The organism is Micromonospora sp. RHAY321, assembly GCF_023896955.1.
Lineage (GTDB): Bacteria > Actinomycetota > Actinomycetes > Mycobacteriales > Micromonosporaceae > Micromonospora.
Window position 1 is genome coordinate 26,676 of record NZ_JAMHIW010000002.1, and the last position, 16,513, is coordinate 43,188.

Here is a 16,513-nt window from a genome sequence, read left to right on the forward strand (position 1 = left end):
CGATGGCAGCGGATCGCGACGCCGGGTTGACGGTTCCGGGCCGGAAGGATCCCGCACACCCGGCGTTCCTGGAGCTGTTCTTCGATCTGGTCTACGTCTTCGCGCTGATCTCCCTCGCCGACAAGCTCGCCACCGACCTGACCTGGACGGGCGTCGCCGAAACGCTGGTGCTGCTGCTCGGCTTCACGTTCATCTGGGCGTTGACCGCGTGGGCGGGTGACACGCTCGACCGGGCACGGCCGGCGCTCCAGGTGCAGTTCATCGGCACGATGGCGGCAAGCCTGCTGCTGGCGGCAACGGTCCCCGACGCGTTCGGCAGCCGGGGCCTGCTGTTCGCGATCACCTACGTGGCGATCCACCTCGGCTCCAGCGCCTACATCCTGCTGGTCGTGCGAGAGCCGTTCCCGCGGCGGAGGAGCAGGCGGGTCCTGTTCTGGGAGACCATCGCCGGGCTCGGGTGGATCAGCGGAGCGCTCCTCGACGGTACGGCCCGCCTGGCGCTCTGGGCGGTGGCGGTGGCGGTCGAATGCCTCGCGGCCGCGCTCGGCTGGCCCGTGCCACGCCTGGGCCGTTCGCACTCCGAGGAGTGGCGGCTGGCGGGGGAGAGGCTCTCCGAGCGGTACCGGCAGTTCGTCATCATCGCGCTCGGCGTGTCGATCTTCGCGACGGCGGAGACGTTCAGCCGCAGCGACTACACCGCCCCGCGGGTCTGGGCGCTCGTGATCATCTTCCTGATGGTGGTGCTCATGTGGCGGATCTACATCTACCGCGCCGGAGAACTGCTGACCGAAGCGATCGCCAAGTCGACGAGACCCTCCCTGCTCGGCCAGTCCGGCGCGGTCACTCATGTGATCATGGTGGCCGGCATCGGAGGTGCGGCGGTCACCAGCAAACTCGTCATCGACCGTCCGCTCGGCGAGACCCCGACGTCCTGGGCTGCGGTCATCCTCGGTGGGCCGGCGCTCTTCCTGCTCGGCCGTGGGGTGCTCGACTACACCGTGTTCGGCCGGGTGTCCAGGTCACGGCTGGCGGGCCTGGCCCTGCTGGGCGGAGTGGCGCCAGCGACCTACCTGCTGCCGCCGGTGGTCGTCGCCCTCCTCGCCACGATCGTGCTGGCCCTGGTCGCCGTGGCGAACCTGCTGAGCACGCGGGTGCACCCCCGGACGGCGGCACCCCCGGCACTGCGCTGAGCCGATTCGGGCCGTTCATCCGGCGGGCAACGGAGCACTGGTCAGTCGCGAACGCGGGGCCACCGCCTCGACGATCAGCGTGAGCAGCAGGACCAGGTTCGCCACGATCATGATCGCCAGCGGTGACAGCAGCGGCATCGCGGGCGCGACGGCGCCCAGCACGACGATCCCCAGCACCCGTGGCCAGAGGATCCGACCGGTGACCACGAAGTCGTACAGGCAGCCGCCGAGCAGGAACAGCGCGGGGCCGCCCAGGATCGCGACGATCAACCCGGCCGGTGCCTCGCCGAACGGGCGGTCGATGACGAGCGAGTCACTGGCCGAGATGACCACCACCCCCGCCACCATGACCAGATGGGTGTACGAGGTGGCGGTGCCCGAACGCACCCGTTCCACCGTCGAGACGGCGGTCGGTGCCAACAGTTGTCGTATCCGGTGGAAGTAGATCTGGAACAGAAGCAGGGCGTTGGCGAGCGCCACCGCGCACGCCGCCACCGGGCCGACCTCGAAGTGGCTGCCGGCCAACCCCATGCCGACGGTCAGGATCAACTCACCGAGCGAGATGATGAAGATCTGCCGGTGTCGTTCGGACAGGTGAGCGCCGGTGAAGATCTGGCTGGCGAGTTCGGTACGACCGAGCCGGGGCGTCGGCCAACCGATCCGGGCCGACCCGAGGTCGACCGCCACCGCGATGGACCAGAGCACCAGCCTGGCCGTGCCGTCCACGAACGCGCCGGCCACCCAGGGCACGACGGTGACGCCGAACCAGAAGAAGACACGGATGCTCCGCGCCTGGATGGGCCGGTTCACCCGCGTGCCGGGGATGAGAACCGAGTCCCGGGCGAGGTGGATGGCGAAGTACGCCGCGACGAAGAGCCACCCGTACGCGCCGAAGGCCCGTGGGACCGCGACGGCCATCAGCAGGGTGCCGAACATGACCACGAGCACGGTGGCCTGGATCAGCGGTAGCCGCGGATTGAACAGATCGGTGAGCCACGCCGTGAGCACCCAGACCCACCATGCGGCGAGCAGCAGAACGGCCGTCTGCGCCGCGTTGCGAACGCTGAGATCGTTCATCAGCCCGACGGCGAGCCGGGAGAACATGAAGATGTAGACCAGATCGAAGAAGAGTTCCAGGAACGTCGGAAACTCGGGCTCGCCGCGTCGGCGGAGAATCCGGGGGAGCGGGCTCGAGGTCACGGCGTCTGCCTCCTGAAGCGACGCCCGACCGGGAGCGGAGGCGCTGGCAACCTGGCGAGGTTCCTGTCACCTCTGAACCTACAAAACAGGACACGCCCGAACAGCCAAAAGGCACCTCCTGGCCCGCGCGTTCAGTCACGCCCGGCGAGCAGCGGTCGGGTTCGCCTCGATCCTGAGGGTGGCCAGCAGCCCCGGGTGGTCGGTCGCCCCGCGCATGCTCACCGACCGGCGGCAACAGATCCGGACGTCGGTCGTCGCCATGGCGTGCTGCAGCGCGCCGTCGTCGATCCGCAGGTAGTCCGGCGGTACGCAGGACCGCACGTCGGGGGAGCCGCCGCTGCGGAGGTTGAGGTCGCCGAGCAGCACGGTGGGCGCGTACCCGGAGCTGCCGCGGATGGTCGACACGACCGTGTCGAGCAGGTGACGGCACTGGGCGAGCGCGACGGCGGCGCTGGTGGCCGCCAGGTGTGTGGTGCAGGCGTGCAGCGTGCCGGCGACCTCGACGCAGAGCCAGGCACGCTCCTCGGGGTCCGTGACATCCTGCGTCGGGTAGATCCCGCTGTGCACGGTGTACGGCGCCGTGACGCGGGCCAGCAGCCCGATGCCGTACGGCTGGCCGTTGCGGCACCGGGTGGCGGCGCCGGAAGGACGGTCGCCGGCGGCCTTGAACGCGGACACGACCCTGGCGCCACCGTGGACCTGCGAGAACGTGCGCTCCAGGGTCGTCACGTCGTCCCGGCAGATCTCGTTGAGGGTGACCAGATCGGGCACCTCGGCGGTGATGACCTCTATGGCCCCGGTCACCGATCGGCCCGTGTAACAGCCGGCGCGCCCGCTGTTGCAGAGGTTCATCTGGAGCACCCGCAGGACCGTCGTCGCGGAGGTGTCCGCCACCGACGAACCGGCCGGCACCGTGGCGGCGGCGATCAGGCACACGACGGCCACGGCTCGGCGGAGACCCCGGTACGAACGATCGCCCAGGACAGGCGGGGTCGTCGCCGCTCGGGCACGACCCCACCTGTTCCGGGTGATCACTGACGCTCCGTCCGCCACCTAGCCGAGTCGGGTCTCGATGGCCTCGATGATGCGTGGACGCAGCTCGGCGGCGCGGATGACCGCGTCCACGGAGCCGACCTCGACGGCGCGCTGGATGTTGTGCACGCGGTCGAACTCCGTGGCGACCTCGCCGAGCTTCTCCGCCCGGACCGACGAGCGCAGCTCGTCGAGTTCCGCGGTCAACGCCGCGCGCTCGGTGCCGGCCGCCACGGCGACGCGGGCCTCCAGGCCCCGGACACGCGGGTCGGCCGCCGTGCGGGCGTTGACGTCGGCGGAGAACACCACCGCGGCGGCGGGGGCGCCGCCCAGCACCGAGGCGAACGAGCCCTCCAGCGCCAGCACCGTCATGTTCGGGTTCAGGGCCTTGGAGAACACCACGAACGCGCCGCCGTGGTAGCGCGAGATCACGCAGAAGACGATCGGCCCGCGGAAGTTCACGATCGCCCGGCCGATCTCGGCGCCGTACTCCAACTGGAGCTTGCGCATCGACTCCGGTGAGCCGTCGAAGCCCGACAGGTTCGCCAGCACCACCAGCGGCCGGTTGCCGCTGGCCGCGTTGATCGCCCGCGCGGCCTTCTTCGACGACCGTGGGAACAGCGTCCCCGCCGTGTAGGTGTCCGGGCCGTCGGTGGGTGGGAAGCCGCGCCGGGGCACCGACCGTGACTCGATGCCGAGCAGGCACACCGGGATGCCGCCGAGGTGTACGTCCTGCACGACGGCGGTCTCCGCGTCGGCCATGCCCGCCCAACGTTCCAGCACCGGGTGGTCCTGGTCGGCGAGCGCCCGCATCACCGTCCGGATGTCGAAGGGCTTCTTGCGGTCGGGGTTGGCCGTGGCGGAGAAGATCTCGCCGACGGTGTTGAACGCGCTGCCGGCGACGTCGTGCGGGAACGCCGAGATGTCGCGGTCCACGGGGTCCGTGGTGGCCGCCCGCCGGGGCGCGTCCTCGCCGGGAGCGACGTACGTGTGGTCGTAGTGCGACATGACCACGTCCCGCGCGGCCGTCAGGTTCGGCGCCCAGTACTGCGCCTGCCCGTTCGGCCCCATCACCCGGTCGTAGCCGCCGATGCCGAAGTTGTCCTCGGCGGACACGCCTCCGGAGAAGTCGAGCGACTGCTTGCCGGTGAGGACCATCGCCGAGTCCGGCGTCATCACCAGGATGCCCTTGGTGTGCATGAGCATCGTCGCCTCGGCGTTCCAGTACGGCTGCGCGCCCACGTTGATGCCCGCCACGACGATGTTGATCTCACCGCCGGCCTGGGTGAACTCGACGATGCGCTTGAGCGCCGCCGCCACCCAGTCCATGTTCTCGGTGCCGGAGGTCATGGAGATCCGCGCCCCGGCGGACAGCGCCCACCACTCCAGTGGCACCCGCATCTGCTCGGCCAGGTCGAGCGCGGCGATCACGCGTCGGCACTCCGGCTCCGACAGCGCACCCAGCGACTTCGTCGGGTCACCGAGCAGCACGACCCGGCTGACACCCTGCGGGTGCCGCTCGGTCGGCGTGGTGACCACGCCGGCGACGATCGCGGCCCAGTTGCGACCCTTCGGCCGCTCCACCGGCACCAACACGTGGTCGTCGTTGAGGTCGTGCTCGACGAAGTCGCCGAGCAGGCCGGTCAGCTCGTACGGGTACACCGTGTTGCGGCTGCTCGCCCGCAGCACCTTCAGCCGGTACTCGTCGAGCGGTTCGACGGGTTCGACGGGCGGCTCGCCGATGGTGAGCTGGGCGCCGCCGGTGGCGTCGAAGGAGATCCGTACGGCGATCTTGGTCAGCTCGCCGGTGCGGCGGTCGCGCTGCCGGGCGACGAAGAGGATCTCCTCCAGCCCTGCCCCCGCGGTCGTCGGGCGTACCCGCCCGGCGATCATCTCCATCTCCTGGCGGGTCAGCTCGCTCGGCGGCCAGACGTAGACCACGATCCGGTTGGTGTTGAAGCGCGTCTTCGACGGCCGCCGGGACTGTGCGCGGCGGATCGAGTCGAGGCAGGCGGCGATGGCGTCCTCGGTCGTCGGCAGCGCGACCAGCCGGCCGTCCTGCTCGCGCAGCTCGGTCAGGTCCCGCACCTGCGCGAACGCGACGAGACGCTCGTCGGACGGGTTCTCCCGCGCCACGCACTGGAAGAGGTAGACCTCCTCGTCCGACGACGGCAGCCGGGTCAGGTCGAACTTGTGCAGCCGCTCCAGCTGCATCCGCTGCGCGATGTACGGGTGCAGGCCGCGGATCAGCCGGTCCTCCGTCATCCCCGCGTCGGACGGGCGGAAGGTGAAGTGGTGGTGCATCACCGCTCCGCCGCGACCGGCGACGGTGGCGGTGAGCCGACGGACCTGGGGCGGCAGCGGGTGCGCGGTGATGACCTCCAGCAGCGCCGCGGCCATCGCGTCGAAGTCCTCCGGCTGGTTCTCCCACCCGAGGTAGATGTCGACGTCGACGGCGTCCTCGCCGCTCGCCAGCTCGGCGAGCCCGCGCAGCGCGTCGCCCAACGCGTCGAAGCTCACCGCCGCGGAGACCACGCTCGAGTCGGCGCGCTCGGCGACGACGAACGTGCAGTCCGCGACCTCGCGGGTGCGTACGCTGGCGAGCGCCTTGTTGCCGTAGTACCGCCGGGTCAGCACCTCCAGCATCACCGCGTTGTCGAGGTGGTCACGGACGAGCCGCTGGCCGAGCAGCCGTACCAGCGGCTCGGTGCTGCGTACCATCTCGGCGATCCGCTCGGTGCGGTCCGCCGCGTCCGGGTGCGCGTCCAGGTGACGCAGGTGCCCGCGGACCTGGGCGTAGACGCGGGCGCGGTTGCGGCGCAGCAGCGGCTGGGCGAACCAGGCGAACACCACACCGCGGGCGAGGTCGGCGACCACGGGGAAGCGGACCTGCGTCGCGGCCACCAGCCGCTCCAGTGCGAGACCCGCCGGCTCGCGCAGCGTCTCGTCCGGCGGGGACTCCCGCAGCCACGCGCGCAGCAGCGTCGCGACGACCGTGGCGTCGGCGGACGCGCGTTGCTGCGCGAGGAAGATCCGGAACACGGCGGCTTCGAGGTCGCCGGAGCGCTCCAGGTCGGTGACGCCGTAGTGCCCGAGCGCCTTGGCGAGCTTGGCCTGAAAGGCATCCGGAAGCCCGGCCCGCTCGACGTCGAGGCTCTGCAGGTACGTGTGGAAGTACTCGCGGGCACTGTGCGCGTGGGCGCCGCCCTCCTCGCCCGTCGGCCGGTTGCGGCTCAGCTCGGTGAGGTCGGCGAACACGTCGACGAGGTCGAGTTCCGCGGCCAGCGGCCGGTGGCCGTCCTCGATGGCCGCCGACCGCGCGGTGAGGTAGTCGTCGAGCACCCGGTCGTCGTCGTGCGGGTCGACGTCGAAGCCGAGCAGCAGGGCGCGCAGGTCCTCCTGGCCGCGCAGGGTGCGCTGGTACGCCGGAACGTCCTCGGCCGAGGTGGGCAGGTCCAGCTCGACGGGGGCGGCGGTCGGATCGTCCGCGGTCTCGGCGGCCTCGTCGGCGAGCGGCTCCAGTCGCAGCAGCGGCGCACCGGCCTCGACCTGGCTGCCGACCGCGACGGCGCACTCCTTCAGCCGCGCCTTGAACGGCGCACGCAGCACCGTCTCCATCTTCATGGCTTCCAGCACCAGCACCGGCGCGCCGGCCTCGACCTCGGCGCCGATCTCCAGCGGTGTGGCGACGACCAGCGCCGGCATGGGGGAGCGGACGACGCCGCCCTCGTCGCGGCTGACCCGGTGCGTCACGCCGTCCACCTCGACCAGGTGGGTCGGCCCGTGCGTGCCGGTGAGCAGCCGGTACCGGATGCCGTTGACGGCGATCTGGCCGGTGTGCCGGTCGAAGCGGTCGAGCTCGACGTCGGCGGTGTGCACGACGGGGCCCACCTCGATGCCGACGCGGAACCGGTGCGCGCCGACCCGCGCCACGCGCATGCGGTAGGTGACGCCGCGCAGCTTCAGGTCCAGCGGCCGGCCGCTCTTGTGCTGCACCTGGGGGCGCCCACCGGACGCCGTCGACAGCAGCCGCTGCCGCTCGACGCGCTCCTCCTCCTCGTACGCCTCGATGGCGGCGGCCGCCAGTGCGACCGCGGAGTGCCGGTGCGCGACGAGCCTGCCCTCGCCACGGACGCGGTCGATCCAGCCGGTGTCCGCGCTGGCGTCGATCACCTCGGGCTGGTCGAGCAGGTCGAGGACGAAGCTCTTGTTCGTCGCGCCGCCCTCGATGATCACCGTGGTGTTCGCCATCGCCCGACGCAGCTTGCCGAGTGCCTCGTCGCGATTGCGGCCGTACGCGATGATCTTCGCGATCATCGAGTCGAAGTCGGCCGGGATGGTGTCACCCTCGCTGACGCCGGTGTCCACCCGGATACCCGGGCCAGCGGGCAGGTCCAGCCGCGCGATCCGGCCGGGGGAGGGCGCGAAGTCGCGGTCGGGGTCCTCGGCGTTCAGGCGGGCCTCGATGGCGTGCCCGCGCTCCGCCGGCGGCTCACCGTCGAGCCGGCCGCCGGAGGCGACGTGCAGCTGGGCCTTGACCAGGTCGAACCCGGTGGTCAGCTCGGTGATCGGGTGCTCGACCTGCAGGCGGGTGTTGACCTCGAGGAACGCGAACAGCTGGTCGCCGGGGTGGTAGAGGAACTCGACGGTCGCCGCGCCGCGGTATCCGACCGCCACGGCCAGCCGTTCGGCCGACGTCTTGAGTTCGGCCGCCTGCGCCGGGCTGAGCACCGGTGACGACGACTCCTCGATGACCTTCTGGTTGCGTCGCTGCACCGAGCAGTCGCGGACGCCGAGCGCCCAGGCCGTGCCCTGCCCGTCGGCGATCACCTGGACCTCGACGTGCCGCGCCCCGGTGACCAGGCGCTCCAGGAAGACGATGCCGCTGCCGAACGCCCGTGCCGCCTCCTGACTCGTGCGCTCGTACGCGTCGACCAGTTCGGCCTCGCTCCTGATCACGCGGATGCCGCGACCGCCGCCGCCCGCGGTCGCCTTCAGCATCAGCGGGTAGCCGATCTCGGCCGCCGCCGTGCGAGCGGCGTCCAGGGTCTTGACGGCACCGCGGCTCCACGGCGCGACCGGCACGCCGACCTCTTCGGCGATCAGCTTCGAGCCGATCTTGTCGCCGAGCTGGCGCATGGCGTCCGCGCTCGGCCCGACGAACGTGACGCCGATCTTCTCGCACAGTTCCGCGAACGCCGGGTCCTCGGCGACGAAACCCCAGCCGACCCACGCGGCGTCGGCCCCGGTCTCCGTCAGCGCGCGCTCCAGCACCGCCAGATTGAGGTACGGGCGGGCGGACGCCGGACCGAGGTCGTAGGCGATGTCCGCCTCGCGCACGAAGGTGGCGGTGCGGTCGACGTCGGTGTAGAGGGCGACGGTTTCGATCCGGATGCCGGTCTCCGCAGCCAACTCGCGGACCGCGTGGATGAGCCGCATGGCGGCCTCACCACGGTTGACGATGGCGACACGGTTGAACACCCGACTGACCCCTTTGGTAGACCCATGATGCGTGTCGCCGGGAGATGACGGCTCCCGGCAGCGATCACTTTTCCGTCTGCCAGCGGCCAGCGCCATGGTGCAATCACCGAACCAATCGCCGCTCAGTTGTAGGAAACCAACAAAAGTTTTTGGTCTTCAGGTGTCGGTCTCCGGGACTGTGGTCGAGGGTAACGGGGGGACGCCGGTGGTTTAGCCGGCCGCGGCGTGGGCGTACCGGTGGGCCAGGTGCGCGAAGGCGTCCTTGAGCTCGGCCGGCCCGACGACCTCGATGTCGGCGTCGAACCTGCCGATGGAGGCGGCCAGGCTGGGCCATGACCAGGAGCCCAGGACGAGTCGGCAGCGGTCCGGGCCGAGTGCCTCGACCAGTCCGTCGCTGGTGTAGGGGGACACGGCCTCGGCGGGGAGGTCGAGGATCACCTCGCCTCGGCAGGGCCAGTCGCCGGAGCCCTGGAACCTGCTGACGACGTAGGCGGCCACGTCCCCTCCGGGCAGTTCGCGGGGGGTGAAGCGGGGACCCGTGGGTGTGCGCGGCGTGATCCGGTCGGCGCGAAAGGTGCGCCAGTCGCCGCGGTCGAGATCCCACGCGACGAGGTACCAGCGCCCACCCCAGGTGACGACATGGTGCGGCTGCACCCGGCGCGGAGGAATCTCGGCGCGCCGGTCGTCGCCCACTCCCTCCCGCAAGGCGGGGGCGTAGTCGAAGCGCAGCACCTCGCGGGCGTGCACGGCGGCGCTGAGCGCCACGAGTACGGCGCTGTCGGCCTGTGGGTTCGATCGGGTTCCGGGTCGTCCGACGGCGGTGACCTGGAGGGTGTCGATGCGGTGGCGCAGCCGTGCCGGCATGACCTGCCGGACGGTGGTCAGCGCCCGCTTCGCGGCCTCCTCGATGCCGGCGCCGGCGGTGGTGGCGATCTGGAGTGCGACGGCGAGCGCGACGGCCTGCTCGTCGTCGAACAGCAGCGGTGGCAGTTCCCTGCCCGCGTCGAGCCGGTAACCGCCGTCGGGGCCCTTGGTCGCGCGGATGGGGTAGCCGAGCTCGCGCAGGCGATCGACGTCGCGGCGCACGGTGCGCGGGCTGACGGCGAGCCGCTCGGCCAACAGTGTCCCCGGCCAGTCCCGGCGGGCCTGGAGCAGAGAGAGCAGCGACAGCAGGCGGGCTGAGGTGTTCGGCACGGGTTCCGATACTGCCAGGAGAAGCGGTCACAAGCTGTCCTCTTCACCTGCGACCGTTGCACTGGCAAGCCGACGAGGACGACCGGAAGGATCCGAGTGCCCGCCACGACGACACCCGCCTCAACTCCCGACCCGGAGCGGGCCGAACTCCTCACCGGCCGCGGAGTGATCCGATGACCGTTCTCGCCGCCCGGGCGCTCAACCGCGCGACGCTCGCCCGGCAGTTCCTGCTCGAACGCGCCGACGTAACGGTCCTGGATGCCGTCGCGCACCTCGGCGGCCTCCAGGCGCAGGAACCGCAGGAGCCGTTCGTCGGGCTCTGGTCGCGGCTGCGCGCGTTCGACCCGGCGGTGCTCTCCGACCTGCTGACCGGGCGACGCCTGGTGCGCACACACCTCATGCGCCGGACCGTCCATCTCCTCACCGCCGACGACGTCCTGGCCTGGCGGGCCCGTCACGACACCATGCTGCGCCAGCGGGTGCTCGGGACCTACCGCGACGAGCTCGACGGGGTGGACCTCGACGAGCTGGCCGCCGCCGGCCTGGCGGTGATGGCCGACGGCGAGCCACGCTCGATGACCGAGCTGGCGCGGGCGCTCGGTGAGCGTTGGCCGAGGCCGGGGCCGCGTGCGCTGGGCGAGATGGTGATCGCCGCGCTCGTCCCGATGGTGCAGCTGCCGCCGCGCGGGCTGTGGCGCACCAGGGCCGGCGTGCGAAACGTTCCGCTCTCCTCCTGGTTGGGCCGGGAGATCGACCCGCCGACCCTGGAGGGGGCCGATCCGGTCGGGCAGACGCTGGTACGTCGCTACCTGGCCGCGTTCGGCCCGGCGGCCACGGCCGACCTGCGGGCCTGGTGCGGCCTCGCCGGACTACCGAGAGCGGTGACCGCTCTGCGTGCGGAACTGGTGACCTTCCGCGACGAGCGCGGCCGTCAACTGATCGACCTTCCCGACGCGCCGCGCCCCGACCCCGACACACCCGCCCCGGTGCGGTTCCTGCCGGCCTTCGACAACGCGGTCCTCGGCTACCACGACCGCAGTCGGATCGTCGACGACGCCCACCGCGGCCTGTCGGTCGCTGGCGAGCGCGTCGTGCTGGTCGACGGGCGGGTCGCCGCGACCTGGGGCGTCGCGGCCGGCACGGTGACCGTGACCCCGCTGGGCCGCTTCTCCCGGACCGAGCGCGCGGCCGTCGCCGAACAGGGGCAGGAGTTGGCGTCGTTCCTCTCCGGCGGGGAGAGCGACCGGGCCATCGTCGCCGGATAGCTCCCATGTCTGCGGCAGCTCCTGCGGCCGGCGACGGCCGTGGATGTCAGCCTGGCCTCGCCGGCCCGCCCGGGTGGCAGGCAGGGCCGGCGGAATTCCGTGCGAGCCTGACGCGCAGGTAGTCTGCGAGACATCGGATGTCCGGGAGGGGGCCACGTGCCGGTTACCGACGAGGCGATCGACAAGATCAAGGCGATGATCGTGCAGGGGGAGCTGGGCCCCGGCTCTCGACTGCCCAGGGAGGCGGACCTCGCCGAGCGGCTCGGCCTCTCCCGCAACTCGTTGCGGGAGGCGGTCAAGGCGTTGTCGCTGATCCGGGTGCTGGACGTGCGGCAGGGGGACGGCACCTACGTGACGAGTCTCGAACCCGCCCTTCTTCTGGACGCCATCGGGTTCGTCGTCGACTTCCACCAGGACGACACGGTGCTGCAGTTCCTGGAGGTACGCCGTGTGCTCGAACCGGCCGCGACGGAGCTGGCCGCGATCCGGATGACCGACGCGGAGATCGCCGGCCTGCGGGGGATCCTCGCCGAGCTGGGAGAGGCGCCGACGATCGAGGCGTTGGTGGCCAATGACCTTCGGTTCCACAACCACATCGCCGCCGGATCCGGCAACAACGTGCTCTGCTCGTTGATCGACAGCCTGTCCGGGCCGACGACGCGGGCACGCATCTGGCGAGGGCTCACCCAGGAGGGTGCCGTGCGGCGCACCCGGGAGCAGCACGAGGCGATCTGCGAGGCGATCGAGGCGCGCCAGCCCGAGGCGGCCCGGGCCTGGGCGACGGTGCACGTCTCCGGTGTCGAGCAGTGGCTCCGCAACGCGCTCGGCGGCCCCGAGTCCGCGCTGCCGCCGGCCTGACCGTCCTGGCCGCCCGGTTCGCTGCTCTTCGCCAACGCAGGCCGTACTGCGGGCCCCTGCGCCGATCCACCCCGCCGGCCATGAGTCGGGCGGTCCTGCTGAGAGCCGCTGCCCTCGCCCGGTCATCCGATCACTTTGGCCGAACTTCCCAGCGTCCTATTGCAACACGTGCGTAACTCAACTATACAACCAGGCAACAGATCCGATGTTTGGCCGGAGGTTGTCGAGTGAAGCTGCTTCGAGTGGGGGCAATCGGCCAGGAACGTCCGGCGGCGCTGGACGCGCACGGCCGGCTCGTGGACCTCTCCGACCTGGTGGTCGAGATCGACGGGGCCTTCCTCTCCGGTGACGGTGTCGAGGTGGTGCGCGCCGCGGTCGAAGGTGGGGACCTGCCCCTGGTGGCCGACCCGGAGACCCGGATCGGCGCGCCGATCGCGCGGCCCGGCAAGATCGTGTGCGTCGGGCTGAACTACTCCGACCATGCCGCGGAGACCGCTGCGCAGCCGCCGACGGAGCCGATCCTGTTCATGAAGGCACCGAACACGGTGGTCGGCCCCAACGACCAGGTGCTCATCCCGCGTGGCAGCGTCAAGACCGACTGGGAGGTCGAGCTCGCCGTCGTCATCGGACGCACCGCGCGCTACCTGGAGAGCGACGACGCGGCGTTGGCCTGCGTCGCCGGCTACGCCATCTCCAACGACCTGTCCGAACGCGAGTTCCAGCTCGAACGCGGCGGCCAGTGGGACAAGGGCAAGTCCTGCGAGACGTTCAACCCGCTCGGACCCTGGCTGGTCACCGCCGACGAGGTGCCCGACCCGCAGCAACTGGGCCTGCGCCTGACCGTCAACGGCACCCGCCGGCAGAACGGCAGCACCAAGACGATGATCTTCGGCGTCGCCGAGCTGATCCGCTACGTGAGCCAGTTCATGGTGCTCGAACCAGGGGACGTCATCAACACCGGCACACCGGCCGGGGTGGCCCTCGGGCAGCCGGATCCGAAGCCCTACCTGCGGCCCGGTGACGTGATCGAGATCGAGATCGACGGCCTCGGCGCGCAGCGTCAGACGGTGGGGGCGGCGGCATGACCGCGAGGATCACCGGCCTGCGGACGTACGACATCCGGTTCCCCACCTCCCGCGAGCTGGACGGCTCGGACGCCATGAACCCGGACCCCGACTACTCGGCGTCCTACGTCATCATCGGCACCGACCACCCGGACGGGCACGAGGGCCACGGGTTCGCCTTCACCATCGGGCGCGGCAACGACATCCAGACCACCGCCATCCGCGCCCTCGAGTCGTACGTCGTCGGACGCCCGCTCGACGCGACGCTGAGCGACCTCGGTGGCGTCTGGCGGGACATGGTGCACGACTCGCAGCTACGCTGGCTCGGCCCGGAGAAGGGCGTCATGCACATGGCGATCTCCGCGGTGGTCAACGCGCTGTGGGACCTGCGTGCCAAGCGCGCGGGCAAGCCACTGTGGAAGCTGCTCGCCGACTCGACCCCCGAAGAGCTTGTCGACCTGGTCGACTTCCGGTACCTGTCCGACGCGCTCACCCCCGGCGAGGCACTGGAGATCCTCCGCCGCGCACAGCCCGGGCGGGCCGAGCGGGAGGCCCACCTCCTCGAACACGGCTATCCGGGCTACACCACCACCCCGGGATGGCTGGGGTACGACGACGCCAAGCTGGCCCGCCTCTGCAAGGAGGCCGTCGCCGACGGCTTCACCCAGCTCAAGCTGAAGGTCGGCGCCAACCTCGACGACGACGTACGGCGGATGGCCCTCGCACGGGAGGCGGTGGGCCCGGACATCCGCATTGCCGTCGACGCCAACCAGCGGTGGGACGTCGGCCAGGCGATCGCCTGGGTACGGGAGCTGTCCCGCTTCGACCCGTGGTGGGTCGAGGAGCCCACCAGCCCGGATGACGTGCTCGGCCACGCCACCATCGCCCGGGCGATCTCCCCCGTGAAGGTCGCCACCGGGGAGCACGTGCAGAACCGCGTGATCTTCAAGCAGCTCCTGCAGACCGGCGCCATCTCGTACCTGCAACTGGACGCCGCCCGGGTGGCCGGGGTCAACGAGAACGTGGCGATCCTGCTGCTGGCGGCGAAGTTCGGGGTGCCGGTGTGCCCGCACGCCGGTGGGGTCGGCCTCTGCGAGCTGGTGCAGCACCTGTCGATGTTCGACTACCTGGCGGTGTCCGGCTCGATGGAGAACCGCGTGATCGAGTTCGTCGACCACCTGCACGAGCACTTCGTCCACCCGGTGGTCATCCGCAACGGCCACTACGTCGCCCCGACCGCACCGGGGTTCAGCGCCGACCTCCGGCCACAGACGCTGCTCGACTACGTCTACCCGGACGGCCCGGTCTGGGCGGACGGGGGAGCGGCATGAGCGCCGAGTTCACCGGCCTGCGCGCCGTGGTCACCGGGGGCGGCTCCGGCATCGGTCTCGCCACCGCCCACCTGCTCGCCGAGCGGGGCGCCGCCGTCGCCTGCCTCGACCTGGATCCGTCCGGTGTGCCGGCCCCGCTGCACGGCATCGTCTGCGACGTCGCGGACGCGGACGTGGTGACCCGGGCCGTCGCCGAGGCCGCGCGGCACCTCGGCGGCATCGACGTTCTCATCAACAACGCCGGTGTCGGCGCGCAGGGCACCGTCGAGGCGAACACCGACGACGAGTGGCACCGCGTCTTCGACGTCAACGTGCTGGGCATCGTCCGGGTCACCCGGGCGGCCCTGCCCCACCTGCGGACGTCGGCCCAGGCGGCCGTGGTCAACACCTGTTCGATCGCCGCCACCGCCGGCCTGCCCAACCGCGCGCTCTACAGCGCGACGAAGGGCGCGGTGCAGTCGCTGACCCTCGCCATGGCCGCCGATCACCTCGCCGAGGGGATCAGGGTCAACTGCGTCAACCCCGGCACCGTCGACACCCCGTGGGTGCGCCGCCTGCTCGCCGCCGCCGACGACCCGGACGCCGAACTGGCCGCGCTGCGTGCACGTCAGCCCATCGGTCGGCTGGTCTCCGCCACCGAGGTCGCCACCGCGATCGCCTACCTGGCCAGCCCGCTGGCCGCGTCCACCACCGGGACCGTGCTCGCCGTCGACGGCGGCATGCACGGGCTCCGCCTCCGACAGGCCGCCACGACGGCCGCGGACCGCGAAAATCCGTCCCTGCCAGTGAATCGAGGAAACCCATGACGATCGGTGTGACCGCCCGAGGGGTGCTCGGGCTGTCCATGGCCGTGGCGCTGGTCGCGTCCGCGGCGGCGTGCAGCAAGGACTCCACCGGACCCGCCACCCCGGGTGGGGGCGGTACGGGTTCGGTCGGTGTCGACCTGCCGCGCGCGGACTCCGACTTCTGGAACGCGTACGCCAGCTACATGACCCCGAAGGCCGCTGAGGTCGGCGTCGAACTCACCGGGCAGACCAACTCGCAGAACGACATCCAGAAGCTCATCAGCAACGTCGACAGCCTGGTCACCCAGGGCGCCAAGGCACTGGTGATCGCTCCGCAGGACACCGGCGCGATCGGGCCGAAGCTCGACGAACTGGCCCAGAAGAAGATCCCGGTGGTCAGTGTCGACACCCGGCCGGACAACGGCAGCGTCTACATGGTCGTCCGCGCCGACAACCGGGCGTACGGCACCAAGGCGTGCGATTTCCTCGGCGGGAAGCTCGGCGGCAAGGGCAAGGTCATCGAGTTCCAGGGCGCGTTGTCGTCGATCAACGGCCGGGACCGCTCCGAGGCGTTCAAGGAGTGCATGACCGCGAAGTTCCCGGGGATCACGGTGTTCGAGGAGCCGACCGAGTGGGAGGGCAGCAAGGCGCAGGCCGCCCTGGAGACCCGCCTGTCGACCGACCCCGACATCAAGGGCGTGTACATGCAGGCCGGCGGGGTGTTCCTCGACCCGACCCTGCAGGTCCTCAAGCAGCGCAAGCTGCTCGTGCCGCCGACGGACCCGCGGCACATCTTCATCGTGTCCAACGACGGCATCCCGCAGGAACTCGACGCGATCCGCAAGGGCGAGATCGACGCGACCGTCTCCCAGCCGGCGGACGCCTACGCGCAGTACGGCCTGCACTGGGCCAAGCAGGCGATGGCCGGCGTGACGCCCACGGAGGGCCCGACCGATCACGGCAGTACCGTCATCAAGCTGCCGAACGGCTACGAGGACCAGCTCCCGGCACCGCTGATCACCAAGGACAACGTCGACGACCCCGCCCTCTGGGGCAACAAGAAGTAGCGCGGACCGTACGGCGTCGGGTGTCCCGTCGGGATGCCCGCCGCCG

At 71.2% G+C, this 16,513-nt stretch carries 11 protein-coding genes; 7 read left to right on the top strand and 4 right to left on the bottom strand.

Going from position 1 to position 16,513, the window contains the following annotated elements:
- The first annotated feature begins 2 nt into the window (after positions 1–2).
- On the top strand, positions 3–1,190 hold the full coding sequence (locus M8C17_RS04630) for a low temperature requirement protein A (RefSeq protein ID WP_252415119.1): 1,188 nt from the start codon (positions 3–5) through the stop codon (positions 1,188–1,190).
- Positions 1,191–1,205: 15 nt separating this feature from the next.
- Here the strand turns inward: M8C17_RS04630 and M8C17_RS04635 are convergent, their stop codons facing one another.
- The 4 genes from M8C17_RS04635 to M8C17_RS04650 form a co-directional block, all read right to left on the bottom strand.
- Entirely contained in the window at positions 1,206–2,390 is a 1,185-nt protein-coding gene (locus M8C17_RS04635) for a low temperature requirement protein A (RefSeq protein ID WP_252415120.1), read from the bottom strand.
- 135 nt (positions 2,391–2,525) lie between these two features.
- Positions 2,526–3,335 (bottom strand): endonuclease/exonuclease/phosphatase family protein, encoded by an 810-nt coding sequence (locus M8C17_RS04640; RefSeq protein WP_252415121.1) that lies wholly within the window; start codon positions 3,333–3,335, stop codon positions 2,526–2,528.
- 108 nt (positions 3,336–3,443) lie between these two features.
- Positions 3,444–8,903: a carboxyl transferase domain-containing protein gene (locus M8C17_RS04645; protein WP_252415122.1), complete on the bottom strand. Its 5,460-nt coding sequence runs from the start codon at positions 8,901–8,903 to the stop codon at positions 3,444–3,446.
- Positions 8,904–9,113: 210 nt separating this feature from the next.
- Complete coding sequence (locus M8C17_RS04650) at positions 9,114–10,097, bottom strand: YafY family protein (RefSeq protein ID WP_252415123.1); 984 nt, start codon at positions 10,095–10,097, stop codon at positions 9,114–9,116.
- A 173-nt stretch (positions 10,098–10,270) separates the two neighbouring features.
- Between M8C17_RS04650 and M8C17_RS04655 the strand changes: the two genes are divergently transcribed.
- From M8C17_RS04655 to M8C17_RS04680, 6 genes are all read left to right on the top strand, one after another.
- Positions 10,271–11,362: a winged helix DNA-binding domain-containing protein gene (locus M8C17_RS04655; RefSeq protein ID WP_252415124.1), complete on the top strand. Its 1,092-nt coding sequence runs from the start codon at positions 10,271–10,273 to the stop codon at positions 11,360–11,362.
- Positions 11,363–11,518: 156 nt separating this feature from the next.
- A complete protein-coding gene (locus M8C17_RS04660) occupies positions 11,519–12,220 on the top strand; it encodes a FadR/GntR family transcriptional regulator (protein WP_252415125.1) in 702 nt (233 codons plus the stop codon).
- A gap of 227 nt (positions 12,221–12,447) precedes the next feature.
- The gene (locus M8C17_RS04665; RefSeq protein WP_252415126.1) at positions 12,448–13,305 is read left to right on the top strand and encodes a fumarylacetoacetate hydrolase family protein; all 858 of its coding nucleotides are present in this window, start codon (positions 12,448–12,450) and stop codon (positions 13,303–13,305) included.
- Positions 13,302–14,615 carry an L-fuconate dehydratase gene (locus M8C17_RS04670; protein WP_252415127.1) on the top strand — a complete coding sequence of 438 codons (1,314 nt, stop codon included), beginning with the start codon at positions 13,302–13,304 and terminating at the stop codon, positions 14,613–14,615. Before M8C17_RS04665 ends, M8C17_RS04670 begins: the two co-directional genes overlap by 4 nt.
- On the top strand, positions 14,612–15,421 hold the full coding sequence (locus tag M8C17_RS04675) for an SDR family NAD(P)-dependent oxidoreductase (RefSeq protein WP_252415128.1): 810 nt from the start codon (positions 14,612–14,614) through the stop codon (positions 15,419–15,421). The genes M8C17_RS04670 and M8C17_RS04675 overlap by 4 nt, the downstream gene beginning before the upstream one ends.
- Complete coding sequence (locus M8C17_RS04680; protein ID WP_252415129.1) at positions 15,418–16,467, top strand: sugar ABC transporter substrate-binding protein; 1,050 nt, start codon at positions 15,418–15,420, stop codon at positions 16,465–16,467. The genes M8C17_RS04675 and M8C17_RS04680 overlap by 4 nt, the downstream gene beginning before the upstream one ends.
- Positions 16,468–16,513: the final 46 nt, after the last annotated feature.

What these genes read in the sequence shown, in the direction of transcription:
- M8C17_RS04680 (WP_252415129.1), top strand. Translation starts at nt 15,418, where the DNA reads ATGACGATCGGTGTGACCGCCCGAGGGGTGCTCGGGCTGTCCATGGCC.
- M8C17_RS04630 (WP_252415119.1), top strand. Translation starts at nt 3, where the DNA reads ATGGCAGCGGATCGCGACGCCGGGTTGACGGTTCCGGGCCGGAAGGAT.
- M8C17_RS04655 (WP_252415124.1), top strand. Translation starts at nt 10,271, where the DNA reads ATGACCGTTCTCGCCGCCCGGGCGCTCAACCGCGCGACGCTCGCCCGG.
- M8C17_RS04675 (WP_252415128.1), top strand. Translation starts at nt 14,612, where the DNA reads ATGAGCGCCGAGTTCACCGGCCTGCGCGCCGTGGTCACCGGGGGCGGC.
- M8C17_RS04670 (WP_252415127.1), top strand. Translation starts at nt 13,302, where the DNA reads ATGACCGCGAGGATCACCGGCCTGCGGACGTACGACATCCGGTTCCCC.